Source organism: Elusimicrobiota bacterium, from assembly GCA_041658405.1.
GTDB lineage: Bacteria > Elusimicrobiota > UBA5214 > JBBAAG01 > JBBAAG01 > JBBAAG01.
Genome location: JBBAAG010000064.1, coordinates 1 through 18,318, shown reverse-complemented (window position 1 = coordinate 18,318; position 18,318 = coordinate 1). Strand labels below are relative to the sequence as shown.

Annotated in this window: 17 protein-coding genes; 1 reads left to right on the top strand and 16 read right to left on the bottom strand. The window is 43.9% G+C overall.

The window, feature by feature from the left end; translation table 11 throughout:
• The 15 genes from WC955_10280 to WC955_10210 form a co-directional block, all read right to left on the bottom strand.
• The coding region (locus WC955_10280; protein ID MFA5859439.1) for a M14-type cytosolic carboxypeptidase at positions 1-752 on the bottom strand (752 nt) is incomplete at its 3' end.
• An 81-nt stretch (positions 753-833) separates the two neighbouring features.
• On the bottom strand, positions 834-1,955 hold the full coding sequence (locus WC955_10275; protein ID MFA5859438.1) for a hypothetical protein: 1,122 nt from the start codon (positions 1,953-1,955) through the stop codon (positions 834-836).
• Between the two features lie 20 nt (positions 1,956-1,975).
• The gene (locus WC955_10270; GenBank protein ID MFA5859437.1) at positions 1,976-2,602 is read right to left on the bottom strand and encodes a TetR/AcrR family transcriptional regulator; all 627 of its coding nucleotides are present in this window, start codon (positions 2,600-2,602) and stop codon (positions 1,976-1,978) included.
• A complete protein-coding gene (locus tag WC955_10265; protein ID MFA5859436.1) occupies positions 2,599-3,564 on the bottom strand; it encodes an acyl-CoA dehydratase activase in 966 nt (321 codons plus the stop codon). The genes WC955_10270 and WC955_10265 overlap by 4 nt, the downstream gene beginning before the upstream one ends.
• Positions 3,564-4,670, bottom strand: coding sequence for a hypothetical protein (locus tag WC955_10260; protein MFA5859435.1), 1,107 nt, complete (start codon positions 4,668-4,670; stop codon positions 3,564-3,566). The genes WC955_10265 and WC955_10260 overlap by 1 nt, the downstream gene beginning before the upstream one ends.
• Positions 4,642-5,640, bottom strand: coding sequence for an acyl-CoA dehydratase activase-related protein (locus tag WC955_10255; GenBank protein ID MFA5859434.1), 999 nt, complete (start codon positions 5,638-5,640; stop codon positions 4,642-4,644). The genes WC955_10260 and WC955_10255 overlap by 29 nt, the downstream gene beginning before the upstream one ends.
• A gap of 92 nt (positions 5,641-5,732) precedes the next feature.
• Positions 5,733-6,551 (bottom strand): AMP nucleosidase, encoded by an 819-nt coding sequence (locus tag WC955_10250; GenBank protein MFA5859433.1) that lies wholly within the window; start codon positions 6,549-6,551, stop codon positions 5,733-5,735.
• A gap of 20 nt (positions 6,552-6,571) precedes the next feature.
• Positions 6,572-7,576 carry a uroporphyrinogen decarboxylase family protein gene (locus WC955_10245; protein ID MFA5859432.1) on the bottom strand — a complete coding sequence of 335 codons (1,005 nt, stop codon included), beginning with the start codon at positions 7,574-7,576 and terminating at the stop codon, positions 6,572-6,574.
• A 9-nt stretch (positions 7,577-7,585) separates the two neighbouring features.
• Entirely contained in the window at positions 7,586-8,266 is a 681-nt protein-coding gene (locus WC955_10240) for a class II aldolase/adducin family protein (protein MFA5859431.1), read from the bottom strand.
• Between the two features lie 49 nt (positions 8,267-8,315).
• Positions 8,316-9,635, bottom strand: a complete 1,320-nt coding sequence (locus WC955_10235) for a hypothetical protein (GenBank protein ID MFA5859430.1) — start codon at positions 9,633-9,635, stop codon at positions 8,316-8,318.
• A 32-nt stretch (positions 9,636-9,667) separates the two neighbouring features.
• Positions 9,668-10,453, bottom strand: coding sequence for a sorbitol-6-phosphate dehydrogenase (gene srlD / locus WC955_10230; protein ID MFA5859429.1), 786 nt, complete (start codon positions 10,451-10,453; stop codon positions 9,668-9,670).
• 13 nt (positions 10,454-10,466) lie between these two features.
• Positions 10,467-11,525 (bottom strand): zinc-dependent dehydrogenase, encoded by a 1,059-nt coding sequence (locus tag WC955_10225; GenBank protein ID MFA5859428.1) that lies wholly within the window; start codon positions 11,523-11,525, stop codon positions 10,467-10,469.
• Positions 11,526-11,619: 94 nt separating this feature from the next.
• Positions 11,620-13,863 (bottom strand): fused MFS/spermidine synthase, encoded by a 2,244-nt coding sequence (locus WC955_10220; GenBank protein MFA5859427.1) that lies wholly within the window; start codon positions 13,861-13,863, stop codon positions 11,620-11,622.
• A gap of 5 nt (positions 13,864-13,868) precedes the next feature.
• Entirely contained in the window at positions 13,869-14,609 is a 741-nt protein-coding gene (locus tag WC955_10215; protein ID MFA5859426.1) for a PIG-L family deacetylase, read from the bottom strand.
• Positions 14,606-15,556, bottom strand: a complete 951-nt coding sequence (locus WC955_10210; GenBank protein ID MFA5859425.1) for a GNAT family N-acetyltransferase — start codon at positions 15,554-15,556, stop codon at positions 14,606-14,608. Before WC955_10210 ends, WC955_10215 begins: the two co-directional genes overlap by 4 nt.
• 164 nt (positions 15,557-15,720) lie before the next feature.
• Between WC955_10210 and WC955_10205 the strand changes: the two genes are divergently transcribed.
• Entirely contained in the window at positions 15,721-17,082 is a 1,362-nt protein-coding gene (locus tag WC955_10205; GenBank protein MFA5859424.1) for a sodium:alanine symporter family protein, read from the top strand.
• A gap of 30 nt (positions 17,083-17,112) precedes the next feature.
• Here the strand turns inward: WC955_10205 and WC955_10200 are convergent, their stop codons facing one another.
• A complete protein-coding gene (locus WC955_10200) occupies positions 17,113-18,135 on the bottom strand; it encodes a bifunctional methionine sulfoxide reductase B/A protein (GenBank protein MFA5859423.1) in 1,023 nt (340 codons plus the stop codon).
• Between the last annotated feature and the right edge of the window lie 183 nt (positions 18,136-18,318).

The window sequence follows — 18,318 nt, the reverse complement described above, 5'->3', positions numbered from 1 at the left end:
TACCCATACCCGGCGCTGTGATGCGCACCCGCCACTACGCCGTCAATCCCGACCATCGGCACAATCTTGAAAGTGTATCGTTTCAACAGATCCCGTGACTCGGGTGCGAGCAACGCCCTAACCACTCCTTCAATCCCCCAACTACCGGTGATTTCGTCAGCGTCTTCCCGCGCAATGAGGACTACCATATCCCCAGCCGACGGGGCGTCCGTAATGCTCAGGACCGGTTGAGGGAACCCGTTTCGGGTTGTGCCAAGAGTGCCGATTGTTACACGAGGTTCGTTTTTAAAAAGTTTAAGCCAGTCCAGCATATCGCTGTAGGTGTATGGATGGTGGTAACTCACGTATGCTTCATCCTCGGTGAACCTGTGGCTGAATCTGTACTTACCTGGATCCTGAAAGTGTTTCTCGATGTGGTCTACCGGTTGCCAACGTTTACGGTCATAGCTGAATAGGGGTTTGACAATATCTCCTGACTTAATCCACCGTCCCTTTCCTTCATCATAATTGGAATTATTGATATTGCGGCATGTGAATTCAAAAATGACCTCGCGATCCCGGCATCCCTTAATTCTGAAAAAGAAACGGTACCACGTATCCTGCCTCAGTATGATGTGATACCAATCCATGCCCAGGCGGACAACACGGTCCAGAGAACCGTTTTCGAAATCAGCGTCAAACAATAACGGCGAGCTGCTGATCCTCGCTATCGCTTCCCGAGCAGTACGCTCCATATCCTCAAAAGACGTCATAATAATTTCTCCCTCTGTGTTTTAACATTGTTTATTATGTGAATTAACATTGAAAATACTATCCTTCCTTAACCATTATACTCAATAATTCCAGCTAAGCGTAACCATCGCACCGGTACCGCTGAAACCTGTAGTACTGCCGGTTCCCGGTTTCCCGCTATAAGCCAAAACATTCACCTGAAATTTATCGTAGGAGCGCTGCCACGCAGTAAAATATGTGGTATCACTTGTCCGCCAATTATAGTACATCATAATATTGACTATGTCAGTAAGGCCGAACTTGTAGTCGGCTGTTACTGCTGATATTTCCGCGGATTCATACGTTGTATCCGATTTTATTCCTGTGTACACAGCCAGGTGTTCCACCTGTGCGTGGATACCCCAGGGGAATGTGTAGTCCATCCCGGCCATCCCAAGATAATTCCATAATTCATGGCTAGAATTTATTACCAACTGATTCGCTACGGCTTCACACCAGAAACCAATTTCAATATCAAGGTTTAAGTCAAGCCCGCACCGGCGTTCAGTCCCATCGTTTACCGGCAAAAATAACCGTTTCTTAGTTTCTACCGGGTCAACATAGCGTTGATGTATCGTCAACCCCGCCTCGCCAAACGGTATTGCGGTTTGCATACGCGCACCGTACTCCGGCCGTGTTTTGTCAGAGATGACTGCGTCTAATCCGCGAAGTTTATCGTTACCATACAAAACCCATGACCATATGTTTGTGTTATTAATAAAAAAGTAGCGCGCGAGAATACCGTATACGCCATCAGTGATTTTGAACGGATCCCGCGGATCTATACTATCAAACCACATTAATGGGCGTAACACTTTCCCCGGGCCAAAATTAAGTTTCTGTAACCCCACCCGTGTTTCAAACAACGACGACGAGTACCGCAGTGTTAACCTATAAAGATTAACATCCGCAGAACTAACCACTACCCCGTCATCAGAAAGTTTTGTAAAACCTGATATGTTTGCGGAAAGTTCAATATCTGTAAGCCTATCCCCTCCGAGGTCATAACCATACCTTACTTCCGGGATATACCGCACACCTGAAGAATATCTCCCGTCACTACTGTCATTGTATCCCGCTAATCCGGTAACCTGCCCCTGGAATTCAAAAGAGCGTATTCCCGCTGAAATTACAGGAAGGTTAGTAAATACGGTAATTAACGCTATACACAAGATTTTTTTCATTAAATATTTATAATACAAGTTCAGCGTTTGACTATTCCATACAACAGAAGATCAATAATACTTTCCTCACGTTCCTTAATGAACTTAGATTCATTACTCTTCTGCTTCTGAAACCATATCTTCGCGATAGGGCGTTCAATAAAATAAATTAGATTCATACCCATAACACTTATTAGCACCTGCTGCGGGTTGATCTTACGGAACACATTCTTTTTTACACCTTCAGAAAAAAAGCGGTTAAACAAATCAGGAAGAAAAAGCCCTGTATTTTTCTTTATACTATCCATAGCATCCTGAAACACATCAGACTCTGTTGCCACGGCTTCCAGCAATAGTTTACAGTAATCCGGATTCTCGGAAAATACGCGGAAATGTTTGCGAACTAAATGCTCGACCTTCATAATTTCATTTGTATTCTGATGTTCATACTCCGCGAGTTCTACGAGTATACCCTCGAATATTTTCATCAATATCTGAAGTACGGCTTCACGAAAAAGCTTGTCCTTACTCGCGAAATAGTAGTACACCATCGCTTTATTAACCTTTGCATGTTTCGCTATTTCTTCCATCCTCGTCCCATGCAAACCCTTTGACGCAAAAATCTTTATTGCCGTAAAAATAATTTTTTGTTTTGTATCCTTCATCATATCACCGAGTTAGTCCACTTCATACACTTATCCCCCCACATTGCCACAGGCTTACCCTGGATCTCCACTTTCACAACCTCGCACATGTTCGAACATCCGTTACACTCAAACGTACCGGGTTTAAAGCCCAGGTTTGATACATCGAACCCCCGGAACCGTGACGTGCCTTTAGATAACTGCATAAAACTTTTCGCGAGTAATGCCGCACCGATTGCACCCATTACGCCGTAATACTCCGGGACAATAACCTTACTGTTTAACTCCTTCTCAAACGCCGCGATAATACCCTTATTTGCAGCAACACCGCCCTGGAACACATACGGCGGGGCCAATGTTTTTCCCCGGCAAAGGTTATTAATATAATTCCGTACCAGCGCATCGCACAAGCCTTTGATAATATCAGATTTTGTAAACCCGAACTGCTGTTTCGCAACCATATCTGATTCCGCGAATACCGTACACCTCCCGGCAATACGCACATTCTCCGACGACGACACCGCGTGATCGCCAAACTGTTCAATCGGAATCCCAAGCCGTTCAGACTGGTGATCAAGGAACGACCCTGTCCCTGCAGCGCAAACCGTGTTCATAGAAAAATCTGTCACCATCTGGTCACGGATAATGATAAGTTTAGAATCCTGTCCCCCGATTTCAAACACTGTTTTTACATCAGGGTAATAATGCACAGCCGCACCGGCATGCGCAGTGATTTCGTTTTTCACAACATCCGCACCAACCATAATACTTATCAACTGCCGTCCGCTGCCGGTAACGCCTACTCCGCAGATATCAGTGTTTGTATCAATCTTTGCCTTAACATTCTTCAGGCCAAGTTTCACGCTTTCAATCGGCTGCCCGTTTGTACGGATATACTCTTCCGCAAGTACGGTTCCGCCGGGATCAATCGCAGCAACGTTAGTACTTACAGACCCCACGTCGATACCTAAAAATATTTTGTTCATCACACAGAGTCCCCTTTTTTTCTCACCTTTTTTGCTTTTATCAGTTCAACAAACGCTTCAATACGGGTAAGATTATTTGCCAAGCCCGACTGTTCGTCAATCGCTAATGTCAATACAGGGATATCCATATCCTTTGACAATTTAGGAAAAATACTTTGGCTCACGAGTTCCGGCAAACACGCAAACGGCATAAGGTGTATCACACCGTCAAACCCTTTATCCTTATAATCAATAGTATTCCCCAGTGTATGAACTTCATGCCCGCCGATCTTCATCCCGATATACCGTGCGCCTTTTTTCAGGATTTCGCGGTCAGATGTACGCGCCATAAACTTAGGCCACATATTATGGTCCATCCACTCAGATAAATACTGGTTTTTGTAAACCTCACACCCCTGTGACGCAAGGAAACTGTCAATGTTTCTGGTGATTGACGGTTCCATAACAACATAAATCTCGCCTACCAACCCTACCCGTATCCGATCCTCCGGGTGTTCAACTTTTCTTAACGGGACAGCTTTTAGTTTCTCGAAATATTCGCTTTCAATACGTTTCACTGACTTCGCATCCCACGCGTGTTTATCAAGTTCATCCTTAGCTTCCACAAAGATCCCGTCAAGCGCTCCGCGGGTAAGTTCGTACGCGCGGTTGATACACACAAACTTTTCCATTGCGTCAATCACATATCCCAAATGGTATACCACCCATAATGAATGAAGGACACGCAGCCATGATGACCGCGCCTTTATTTTCATTAAACTTTCCCAAAATATATCGAATTTCTGTGAGTACCCGTCAATAACAATTATGTCAATATCATACCCTAATGATTTCAAGATTTTTTTATGAACTTCACCGTAATACCCTGCCCGGCACGGGCCGCATCCGCCGGTAGTAATAATCGCCCCAGCACCTTGTTCAATTGTTTCTATATACGTCCCCATAATAACCTTAAACGGGAAACACGCGAATTCCGGGCTGTACCTCGACCCTAATTCAATCGTCCTCTGGCTTGGTATAGGAGGCAATAAAGTATCATGCCCCAGCATGTCCAGTATTTTTTTTACAATAACAATATTACCCATGTACGGGAATGTTATTTTCATTCTTCTTCCTTAATATCATATCGACAAACGCCTCCACCCGTGTCTGCAGATGATTCTCTCCGGTATGTTCATCCACACGGATTGTCATAAAGGGTTTCTTATACTTCTCAGAATCAAGTTCCAGCATCTTGCCAAGAAACGAGTCCGGCCCGCAGGCAAATGCGGTTACATGAATCACCCCGGCAATCCCCGGATCTTCAAAAAAATGGTATCCCGCGGATAAAAGTTTATTACTGAAAGTCCAGAATAACGGTTTACGGAAACGTTTCATCTGCTTATCCCTTTTCTTATACCCCAGCATCTCAAATGTTTCATACCCCACCCCGAGACTCTCTAACCGGTCCAGGACATCCATGCTTATATAATTGTCATACACGTTATACACATACCCTATAACGCCGAGTTTAACAGGGTATACCTTATTTATTTCAATTTTTTTATTATTCAACACAATACTATTCGCCTGATTACAATCATACCCCTTAAGACACTCCTTGCGGAATTCGTACCATTTAGCCGATGCAGCTTTAACTGCGGTTTTAATAACCTTATCTTCCACACAAAGCCTCCGCCCGAGTTCAAGATAATTTTTTGAAGTACCTATATCTTCATCCTGGGTTTCAATATCATGTGTAAGAAGTTTTTGTTCAAGTTCCGGGATTGTAAATTTCAGCATATCCGGCAACCCCAAGAATTTCGGGCAAAACGTTTCCCTGTCACGCAACGCAACTAAGCGGGGAACATATATATAGTCAACCCCGCGGCCCATAAGTTCAATTACGTGCCCCATATAAATTTTTATGGGTACACAAATCTCGGGTACCGCGTACCTCACGCCTTTATTTACAATTGCCTTCGTAGTTTTCCCTGACTCAACGACTTCCATCCCGATTTCAGTGAAAAATGTTCTCCAGTATGACCGGTAATAATTATTCACTAACGCCGATGGAATACCTATTTTTTTTGACACTAAACACTTTCCTCATAATACTATTATTAACGTAACCGTTTAACGATATCGTTAATTTTATAATATAAAAAAGGCGGAAGTATTGTCAATAGTTAAAAATGGTACGCCAACCCTTTGCTTTCAGCGGATTGAATATTCTTTAGTACCATGATACCTGTATCCAGATGCGTCCCTGTATATTTCTGGAATACAACCCTTGCGCTTTCTTTAGTCTTAACCCCCCCGGGCTTTAACGGCAAGTCGGAGATCAGCATCAAGGCGCCCATGGGAACTAATTTTGCAAATCCCACAGTGAACAACGTCGCGCATTCCATATCAACCGCCTGTACGCGTTCCGTTATCAACACTTTCTTAAACTCTTCGTTGAACTCCCAGAACCGTACATTTGTCGTGTGAATAACGCCATTATGATACTTCAACTCCCGGCGTTCAAGTTCCTCGCATACATACCGCTGGATCACAAACGAACTCAATGCCGGTACCTGCGGGGGCATATAATCGTTTGAAGTTCCTTCCCCGCGGATCGCCGCTACGGGATTAAAAAAATCGCCAACTTCATACTCGTTACGCAACCCGCCGCACATGCCAAGCATCAACACAGCATTGGGGCATACAAAAGATATAAGTTCGGTAATCAACGCAGCGACAGGCGAACCAACACTGTAATCTATGATTGATATTTTATTCTTTAGCGAATGACATGACCGCATAACAGACCCCTGACGGATAGCTACATGAAACTTTTTACTGAATATATTTACATAATGCTTAAAGTTGGACAACAAAATATACGGCTGAAACTCATCCTTCATACTGCCGGTATAACGTTCAAGCGTACTTATCCCCACACGGTCACGGGAAAACGTATTTATCTGTTCCATCGCCTCTTTCTCAAGATTATCATCCAACATATTTTATTACTCCTTAACTATTAATACTTCCCCGCCTCATCGACAAACGCCAACACTTTATCTGGATTATTCCTCTGGCACATAATACTTTCCACGATAGTATGCAGATGCGGTGCGCCTTCATCAAAGGATTTCCGTACCCACGAACGCACATCATCTTCAGTCATATCATTAACATGAAAACTTAGCAGCCTCCAGGTGAACGAACAATCCAGAACGGCCTTAATAATTTTGGGTGATAACTTCGCGGATACTGACGGGTCATAATGACCGATCCCTGCTTTTTTTAAATACGGCAGATGATCTGGTGATAGATTTTCGCAATGCAACCCGCGTGTACCACTGGAAATACCGGTATACATCAAATCCCAGTACGGCAACACATACTCATCCCATAATGCCGGAGAGATTAAACTCGCAAAATCATCCGCAAGATGCCCTCCGGGAGTAACACCTTCCTGCCCGCGAAGTTTACGGTTAAATTTAACAAACTTAACTATATTCCCGGTAAGCAACTCCAAAAACTTTTTTGTTTCTTCCGGATAATCATAGATATCCATATAAAACCCCTGCCCGCGCATAAGTACAGCAGTAGTAACCGGCCCTTCATGCCCGAACCCGGAAAACATTACATTTTCTTCCGAGAACACAGATTTTAGGTACTCATAAAACTTATACTGAAATTTAAACACCTCATTATTACCAAATTCAATATCTTGTTTTAACAGTTCAATCCCTTCCTTAATAGAAGATACAAACGGCCTAACCCCGGGCTCACCGTTTGACGTGTACTCAAGTTTACCCCCCAGGCAGCAAATATGGCCGTAGGATATACTCGGGCATTGCACTTTCGGGTGTACCAGAGAATTACCAAATACTTCCTTTGATTTTATCCGCCCGGTTCTATAACATTCCGCGCAACGCGCGAAATCCGTATAAAACTCGCCCATAGTAACCCCGCTGAGGTACGGCAACGCTGCAACACCAACCCGCGCGGAATACCTGATTCTGTTAACTTCAACCATACAAACCCCTCAATACTTCTTCAGTAATTCACGTCGATACTTTTCCGCGGACATATTATAAATTGCATTAATCTGTGCTTTTGTAAAATACTTCATTGTACCGTTAGCTTCGGCAAGTAACGCAGTTTTCGCTGCTGATTCAACAAGGAGTGTGCGGTAGAACGCTTCAGTTAAGTTCGACCCAACAGTCAGCAAACCGTGGTTGCAGAGGAAGACAGAGTTGTACCCTTGCGCAATAACTTTTTTTACGGCATCCGCCAACTTTTTCCCGCCGGGCTCGATAAACGGTAACGCCGGTACTTCCGGGCCAAGCAACGCTGCGAAGTCGGGTGTGAATGCGCGTAACGGTTTTATACTCATCGCCCAAGCAGTACTGTAGTCCGGATGCGTATGTACCACCGCCATAACGTCAGGCCGGACTTCATAACAGCCGAGGTGCATACTAATCTCGCAGGTAGGCCGCATCGCACCGTCGACAACTTTACAGGTGTTCATTTCCACGCCAATATAATGTTTTTCAAGAGCCGACTCGAAACACGCACCGCTGGCTTTCATATACACAACATCACCCGCCCGTGCGCTGGTATTTCCACCGGGACCAACGACAAGCGCGTACTCCGCGATCCTGCGCCCGATTTGAACCAACTCTGTTTTAACATTTTTCGCTAGTTTGTTGTTCAGCTTTGACATTTTTCACTCTCCATAATCATGTTATTGTTATACCTATTATACTCTGTTTTTACAACCCTGCGATATGGGTTAATGCCTTTACGTCAACCCCTGGCGGAGCTAATTCCCCGATCTTAGTGAAATACCCCGTCCGCTGGACACGATCAGGGAATACCTGCTGTGCCCACTCGCTGTTAAACCCTTTATTCAACAACTTACCCATAACGGTATGCCCGTAGATAAACTCTGCGCCATGCTGGAAATCATCAACATACGGTGCGAGGTCAGGCACTGTGAAATCATCTACCACCCTCTGCCCGTACTTATTCATCTCAGTCCCCGCGATTACAGGTAACTGCAAATCCTGTGCAATGGTAAGAAGTTCGTGTAGTTTGCTTATCTTAAACATTTTTGTTTTATCATTAACATTCCAGTTGCGTTCCGGTATAACATTCACCGCAACCACGCCTTTGTTAATCATAAATTCTAAATACTTCTGGCATACGCGTTCCCCGTCGTTAGTACCATCAAGCCATGCGAGTGTCGGCAACGCATCCGCTGAAACTATCATACGTACCACATCGTCGAGTATAGGAAAACTTTCGGCATCAGGTTGTACATACGCCACACCACCGTATTTCATTAACCTCCCGCGGATAAGTTCCTGTAAATCCGCCGGACGGTCAATCACTGCACTAACATCCTTGCGGGTAATTGCGATTTTTTCTGCCCAATACTTAGCGTGTTCCATCGGGTCGGCACTAAATTTGTCATTAACAACCCGGCTTAACGCCGCGAATATATGCCGTTCAGTAACATTCCCTGCGGGTGTTAAAGGTACAACGTGTGAGTCATAATCAAGATTTACGTCTCCGAGGTATTCATTAATCCTATTAACAATCCCGGCATTCCTTTGTTTTGCGGCATCACGCATCCGTGTCATCATTGCCATAGGTTCGGTATGAACTCCCGGTTTTTTATAAAACCCGGTACCCATGAAGTAACACACCCCGGGCTCTTTTGGCGAGTTCATAACCTTTTGCGCGTACTCAGAAACAAACACACGTGTCTCCAGCCCAACCACGGTTTTTATGCCAAGCACAGCCCCTGCTTCCAGCGCTTCATCCAGGCTATCCAAAACATCAAATTCTACTATCCCAACAGTATCAACCCCTGCTTTAAACGCTTCCCATACAACACGCTGCGGTGTGAACCCATACCCGTTAAACGAATAAATTGTATGGCAGTGCAGGTTAGAATACATTGTCTTCGGGTAAAGCGGTACTTCCCCGTGTATTACACATTTTTTTAGTTCACGTAACGCGTTTACCCTGCGGGTAACATTATGATGGCCAAGTAATTCTTCGAGCTCAACCGTTGTTTCAACCATAAACCCTGTCTATGTTTTTATCAAATCTTATCTTACCGCATCTCCTGCCCGCCGGTAACGTTTACCGCCTGCCCTGTCATATACGCAGCTTTCTCACTTGCAAGAAAGACAACAATGTTCGCCACGTCGTTATACGTACACCCGCGCCCTAACGGTACCTGGTCCATATACTTTTTCTTAACTTCCTCTTTTGTGATACCCCATTTTTTGGCATACTGTTCGTACAAACTATCATTCCACAACGGCGAGTCAAGCAGGTTACCCGGGCACACAGCGTTAACGCGAATCCCGTAAGGCGCAAGGTCTAATGCCACGCTTTGCGTTAACCCGATTCCGCCGAACTTCGACGCTGCATACGCGGAGTTACGGAAACTGCCTTTTTTCCCGGATTTTGAATTTATCTGTATGATAACTCCTTGTTTTTTAGGAATCATCACACGCGCTGCTGCGCGCGCGCAGAGGAAATAGCCGTTAAGATTGACATCCACAACTTTTTTCCAGTTAGCATACGGGAACTCTGCGATATCAAACGCCTGGAGTATCCCCGCGTTACTCACAAGAATATCGAGCTTCCCAAACTTTTCAACCGCAGTGTTTACCATCGCGTCAACATCGTTTTCGTTGGTAACATCAACTTTTACAGCAACAGATTTGCGCTCATACTTTTTCACAATATTTTCCGCTACGACACCGCACTTATCCGTGTTGATATCCGCAATCACGACGTCACACCCTTCCTCCGCCAGGCGATACGCCAACGCTTCACCCAACCCCTGCGCTGAACCGGTAACAACCGCAACTTTATTTTTTAGTTCCATAATAAAATCCTTTTCACCGCATATTTTCGGTAATCACGATAATACTTTTTAACCCCGCACCGCTCCGCGTGGTTTCCATAGCGTCAACAATTTTTTCTAACGGAAACCTGTGGGTAACAAAATTCTTTGCATTAATCTTCCCTTTTGCGATAAGGTCCAACGCTTTTTCGTAATGCACGCGGTTCGACGCGAACGCGCCAAATACTGACGCTTCTTTGTAGTGTATAACATTAGAATCAAACTTTATGGTAGGATTGTCTTTTGGCAACCCGGCGAACATACTTATACGCCCGCGTTTTGCAACCATCGCGACAGCTTGTTCCTGTGCAACATTTGCGGAACACGCAGTGATAATCACATCCGCACCAATCCCCGAGGTCAGCTCCATAACTTTTTCGATAGGCGGCACTTTCATACTGTTTATCCGATGATCAATATTAAATGTTTTCGCAAGCTCAAGCCGCTGATCGGATACGTCAAACATAACAACCGCACCCGCACCCTGTGCTTTAGCTAGTTCCGCGTGCATACACCCAATGGGGCCTGAACCAAAGATTACAACGAAATCGTCTTTCCGGATATTTAAAAACTGTTGACCGTTGATACAGCAGGACAACGGTTCTACCATAGATATTTCTTCGTAATCCAACCGTCCTCCGGCTTTCAGAATATTATTTCCTACAACAGCTTCCTCCGGGATTTTAACGTATTCCGTAAACCCGCCCGGGTAATAGTACCCGATGTATCTCGGAGTATCGCACAAGTTATAAACTTTATCTTTGCAGTATTTACACTTCCCGCAACCCACACAGGTAACGACGGTAACCTTATCCCCTTCTTTCAGGTGAGGGACATTGGCGTTTTTTCCGATTTCTTCGATTACCCCGGCAATCTCGTGGCCTGTTACATGAGGTGGCACAACATTTTTTTGCCCGTGATAAAATATCCGTACATCGGTCCCGCAGACCGCACAGGTTTTTACTTTTATCAACACTTCCTTTGAACTGATAACAGGTTTTTCAATTTCCCGGATCTCAGTTTTTCCCGGGCCTAAATACACAGCTGCTTTCATAAAATACAATAAACCCCTTTCAAGGATTCTAAACAAACAATTGCACTAAAAATATTTTAACTCAAACCATGTTTTAATACAAATACTAAAACATTTACCGTTTAACAATACTCCAGATATTACAATAATCATCTGACCATACCCGCGCATTACGGTTTAAGGAATTAACCTTTTTTTTCCATAACCCGGGTTCTATCATAGCAGCTAAACTATTACCCGGCCGGGTAACCATTGCCCAGTTTGACGAGTACTTAATTTCAGGATAGTCATCAATATAATCCACCGCTTCATACGCATTATATCCATCCGCCGCTGCGATCCCGGAGATAGGTTTTATGAGGTCAAGATACCGGTTAGATATATGAAACACCACCATACCGGCGGGTTTAAGTTTTGAGAAATACAATTTCACTGCCTCGCGGGTAACAAGATGTACCGGTACAGAGTCAGAACTAAACGCGTCAATAACAATTATATCGTACTCCCCATTCTTCGCGGTAACAAGTTTTAACCTCGCATCACCTGTAACCACGCGGTATTCAGGTTCTGCATTTGAAAGATACGTAAAATACCGTTTATCTTCTGCAATTTTGATCACCACAGGGTCAATCTCGTAGAATACCCATTCCTGCGCTGGAGTACCATACGCTATCATTGAACCAGTACCCATACCCACCACCGCAACTTTAGCGTTCTTCCCCGATTGTTGTTTATTAACCTCATAAAATAACCTGCCCAGAGGGCCGTTAGGATGGTAATACACCAACGGCGTTTTATCTTTATCCCCGCGATTAACCCACTGCGCACCGTGTATCGTCCGTCCGTTATACAACATCCGGTACCCTGCGGAAGGAAAGTCCGTTACTTTATTCACCCCAAAAAAACTGCGGTTCTGGTACAATAACACCCCGGTTTTTATCGGATAATACGACCCAACCAATACTAACGATATTAAACATAATGTAAACCTTACCCGGCGGTAATAAAACAGGATTGATACCGCAAGTAATGCAACAATAAAAACCCGGAGGTCTATTCTTTGAAGCCCGTGTAAAACAGTTTTGTTTAACACCAGCGGTAAGTACGCCGCTATCCCAAAACATAGCGGGATGACAATATCACCCCACCCGAACTTATACGCCTTACCACCCTTTTTCCCCGGGATAAACAAAAATGTCAATACCATGGTCAACGGGTATTCAACTACGCTATTAAACAATACAGGCCCAAGGATACTGTTGAACACCCCGCCCATTGCACCGCCTGCTGCGATGATAAGATAAAACTCGGTTAACTTATCCGTCCCTGGCCTGCTATCCGCGAGTTTACCGTGGCAGTACAATGCAATAACAAAAAATATGCATAGATGCATCACTAGTGTCCATAATACCAGTGTCTCCAACGCCTTCACCGCTACTATCAGTAACACAATCACCGTAACCGGTACCATCCAGGAAATGATATTATTAGCAAACAATCTTAGTTCCGCCAGTGATGATACTATCCGGTTAATATTAACCTTCCCGGCAAACGCTGCTGCCATCGTTAATAAGTACAACCCCAGCGGTACCACCCATACCAGGGGTACCGGCGAAATATCGGTTGATACATACGCCGTTACGCCAAGCATCAAACTTGACGGTATAAACGCTAACCCGAACCAGGTAAGTTTTTGTGTACTCCCTGTATCTTCGCCATCGTATTTATCAGAAGCTTCTGTTAAATTAACACTCCCGGAACGCGTACTGTATTTACTCAGCAACCATACCGAAAACATAATTAACACCGCCATCCCGATGTAGAGTACTGACCATGCAATGTTTTGCTGACCCAGCCTCATCACAGGTTCAATCACAAACGGGTACAGCGCTAACGCCGTAAAACTTCCGATATTCCCCGCAGAATACAAAAAGTACGGATCCCCTGCGCGTTTATGCGAGGTCCTGGAAAACCACACCTGCACCAAAGTACTCGTCGTGGATAACAACAAAAACGGCAGCCCTATTGAGCTTAATAACAGAACACTCATAACGATAACAGGGTTAACATCCGGGTTAACCCACCGTTCCGGCGACATACTTATTGGAATAAATAATAATGATAATAAAAATAACACGGCATACACACCGAACTGCACACGCAGGATAAGCTTACTTTTTACCACCCAATACGCAAACGCGTATCCCGCCAGCAACACTACCTGGTAAAACATCATACAGGTATTCCATACCGCCGGAGTGCTGCCAAATACAGGAAGTATCATCCGCGCATAAAAAAGTTCTAGCGTGAACATAAGGAATGAGTTAAGAAATAACAAAAGTGACAGTGCAGCAATCATGTAGATTAAAATATTTCCATAGTTTCATCCGCAGGAAAAAAATCATATCTCCGGAAGTTAGAAAATTCGGGAACCATAACCGCCACCGCACGTTTATACCGTAGCTTCGCCCCGCGGACAACGGTTAATGCTTTATAGTATTCCAGATAATCAAACGATGCTACTTCCCCCCTGAACAATGCGTGTTTTCTGCATCCTTTAACCCATAAATTATACGCCTTTTCGTCGATATTAATAAACACGTTCGGGGTGTACCCGACAGGATCCTCCCAGTTATCGGTATAGTATAATTGCTTCACGCTCCATGGCGGAAACTTAGTTTTGATCCCGGGTAATGCTGCGTAGAACACAGCTTCTTCAACTATATAATACGTATTCCTATGATCCTTATGAAACGACCCTTTCCAGTGGGTAAGCACGATATCCGGCTTAATCTCGCGGATAATATCTGTAACAGCAAGTTTAGCGTCTTTTGTGATCTCAGTTTCACCGTCTTTATAGTTTAATACACGTACTGCGCAACCCCATAGTTTTGCAGACGCAGCAGTTTCCCTAACTTTTTGTTTCTTATACGTTTCCGGAGAGAGTTTAGGATTCCCCTTTTCCCCGGCGGTAAGGCTAATTATTGTCGCTTTATGCCCTGCCTGAACATACTTACACACTAAATGCCCGGCGGTAATTTCCGCATCACCGATATGAGCGCCAATAACTGCGATATGCACTTTTTTCATTTTTATTGTAATCACAACTCCTTTTTCAGCATTGCGTAGGTACGCGTAATTTTCATTTTATTACGTTTATAAAACCTTGCGGGTACAGGGTCATCCGCCCAGCCAAACCAAAACACGGGTAACCCAAGGCCTTTACACCTTTGAGCACAGCGGTTAAACAATACCGCGCCGATATTGTGGTTCCGCATATCCGCACGGACAAAAAACGGCCCAAAATGACCGTCAGTATCGTCGTAATGGCAATACCCTACAAACTCACCATTTTTTTCTGCGATGAAGAACCGTTTTTCATTCCCCTGTTTCTGAGATAACACAATACCTGTATGCCTCACCCAATCCCCTGGAAATTCGTGCTCCAAAAACTTAATAAGTTTCTCACCCTCACCTGACTGCATTAACCGCACAGTTATCCCCTGTGTCTTACCAATACTATCCTCAATATTATTTACGTCAGCAGGGAAAACATAATCGTCTAATGAACGTTCCATCCTATACGCTTCATGGGTTTGAATAAACCCCGCTTTTTTGAATAATCCCAGTGCTGCCGGATATTTTTGGATATCAACCCCGGGCCAAAAATAGTTTGGTGATGAGCCGGTAGAACCGCAAACATAAACATTTTTATGCCCATGCGATTTAATATATTTCTCGCAACAGTTTATTAACTTAATTCCAACACCTTTCCGTCGACACTCCGGTAGCACGCCCACCATAGTAACCCATCCGCGGTCAGGTTCAAGCCCAAGCCCGTCATTCGGCACTTTACGGATAATAGATATAGCAAACCCTATTACTTTACCATTATCATCAAACGCAACCGGGAAACCTTGACCATCGAGGTTAGGATCGTTTATCACACGTGAGGTATACTCAGTTTCTGACGGATACTCATCAGGAATTACCTGTTTCCAAACGTCATAAACTATGGATTCAAGAGCGTTATTAAAATCTACAAGTTTCATAAATTATTAATATCCATATTCATCGAATATGATTTAAATTATACCAAATCTTTAATAAAGATAATTTCTTATGAGAATATGTAACATATAATCCGGCGGGTGTGCCGCCCACCGGATTATTTAGTATTATTATTACAACACAATTATTTTTAGAAAGGTTTTTTATGGAAACACTAGACAAAATTGTAACAGTACTAAACTCATACCTCTGGGGCCCGCCGATGCTGGCGTTACTTTTTGGTACACACATATTTCTTACGTTCCGCACAAAATTTATTCAGCGTTACACCTGGCTTGCGATAAAACTTTCTATCACAAAAGATCCCGACAGTACCGGCGATGTCAGCCAGTTTGGCGCGTTAACCACTGCGTTAGCAGCAACTATCGGAACAGGTAATATCGTGGGGGTAGCGACAGCAGTTGCGTTAGGCGGCCCCGGTGCGGTGTTATGGTTATGGCTAACCGGCGTGTTTGGTATCGCAACAAAGTATTCTGAGGCACTACTTGCGGTGAAGTACCGTGTCAAAACTTCAGACGGCACAATGCTTGGCGGGCCAATGTACGCGTTAGAACGCGGTCTTAACCTCAAATGGCTGGCGGTACTGTTCTCGATATTCACAGCACTAGCAGCGTTTGGGATAGGAAATACTGTCCAAGCAAATTCAATTGCCAGTTTGATCAACGAAAACTTTGGTATTTCACCTTATATCACAGGCATTGTTTGCGCCAGCCTTACCGCCCTTGTGATACTCGGTGGAATTAAAACTATTGCACTAACCTGCAATGCTCTTGTACCCTTTATGGCAGGATTTTATATCCTCGGCTGTGCGTATATACTAGTACTAAACGGACTGTACATATTACCCGCTATAGAACTCATCCTTAAATCCGCGTTTACTCTGCAATCCGCAGGAGCCGGCTTGTTTGGCGCGACGTTGATGCAGGCAATGCGGTACGGTATCGCCCGGGGCTTATTCTCAAACGAGTCAGGATTAGGTTCCGCACCAATAGTTGCTGCAGCAGCACGAACAAAAAACCCTGTGCGCCAGGCATTAGTATCGTCGACCGGAACTTTTTGGGATACCGTAATAGTTTGCGCAATGACCGGGCTAGTACTCGTCACTACAATAATAAAATCCCCGGATTTATGCACTTTAAAAGGTATTGAATTAACAAAAGCTGTATTCAACCAAATACCATTAGGCAACTGGATCCTTACAATCGGATTATTCACGTTTGTGTACTCAACAATCCTTGGATGGTCGTACTACGGTGAAAAAGCTACGGAGTATCTTTTAGGCAAGAAAAGTGTTTTCCCTTATCGTATACTCTGGGTATTAGCTGTTTTTGTTGGTGCAATAGCGTCGTTTCCGTTAGTATGGAATATAGCGGATATGCTTAACGCGCTGATGGCATTACCCAACCTCGTTGCTTTGATACTCCTAAACGGTGTGATTGTTAAAGAAACTGAAAAATTCCTTTGGTCAAACAATCTTGATATGGATGACAACACGGAAACAAAATAATCACAAAATTTCGGGATGCAATTCCATTTTTTATTTTATCCCGCACCCGCCGGACAAACCTTTTTTTTGGTAATACTTCTGGTGATACTCTTCCGCGGGATAAAACGTGCCAGCGAGAACTATCTCGGTAACAATTTTATTTTTGTACTTCCCCGTTTTTTCAAGTGCTGATTTAGACTCAACCGCCATTCGTTGTTGTGAGTCACTATGATAATATATCGCCGACCGGTATTGTGTACCCACATCAACTCCCTGTTGGTCAAGCGTAGTTGGGTTATGAAGTTTCCAAAATGTTTCAAGCAACTGCGTGTAACTAACTTTTCCGGGGTCATATTCTACAAGTACAGCTTCCGCATGGCCTGTTTTATCGGTACACACATCTTCATACGTCGGATCAACAGTTTTCCCGCCGGTATACCCTACCACAGTTTTCACCACTCCCGGCACTTGGCTAAACTTTTGTTCTACACCCCAGAAACATCCCGCTGCGAAAACCGCTTTCTCCGTTTTTTGGGTACATTCAACATTTTCCTTGAAATCCAGCGCTGCGGAGTTAACACAGTATCTTAACCCTGTAGGTTTTGGCCCGTCGTTAAACACGTGCCCAAGATGTCCCCCGCACGTGGCACATAATATTTCGTTACGCTCCATTCCATACGCAGTATCCCGTTTTTTTACAACGCTTTTATCATTAGCTAAATCATAAAAACTTGGCCAACCCGAACCGGAATCATATTTTTTTGTTGAACTAAACAACTCCGCACCGCATCCCGCACAACTATAGGTTCCGTCTTTATGAAAATTATAATACTTACCCGTATACGCGCGTTCTGTGCCTTTTTTCCGTAAAACATTGAACTGTTCTTCAGACAACTTGTTTTTCCAGTATGTTTCACTCTCAATTATTTTCGTATTAACGTTTTTCATTTCAGTATCTCCTGTTTTATAAATTTGTCCGATACTACCATTACCTGTGTACCCGGTCCTTACTGTGATTAATAACACTATAGTTATTATTAAAACTGAAACAATGACTCTATAAATATTTTTCATAATCAACACAGACTTCCTCTTATACTTTTCATTAGGTTAGATGATTATTTGCGGTTATAGATACGACCTTAACAAATACAAACAAAAACTCCCTTGGTTTCTTCAACCAAGGGAGCCTTCGTTAACTAACTTATTCTATCTTATTACCGGAGATATATTCTTGTTCCGGCTGTTTTATACTGC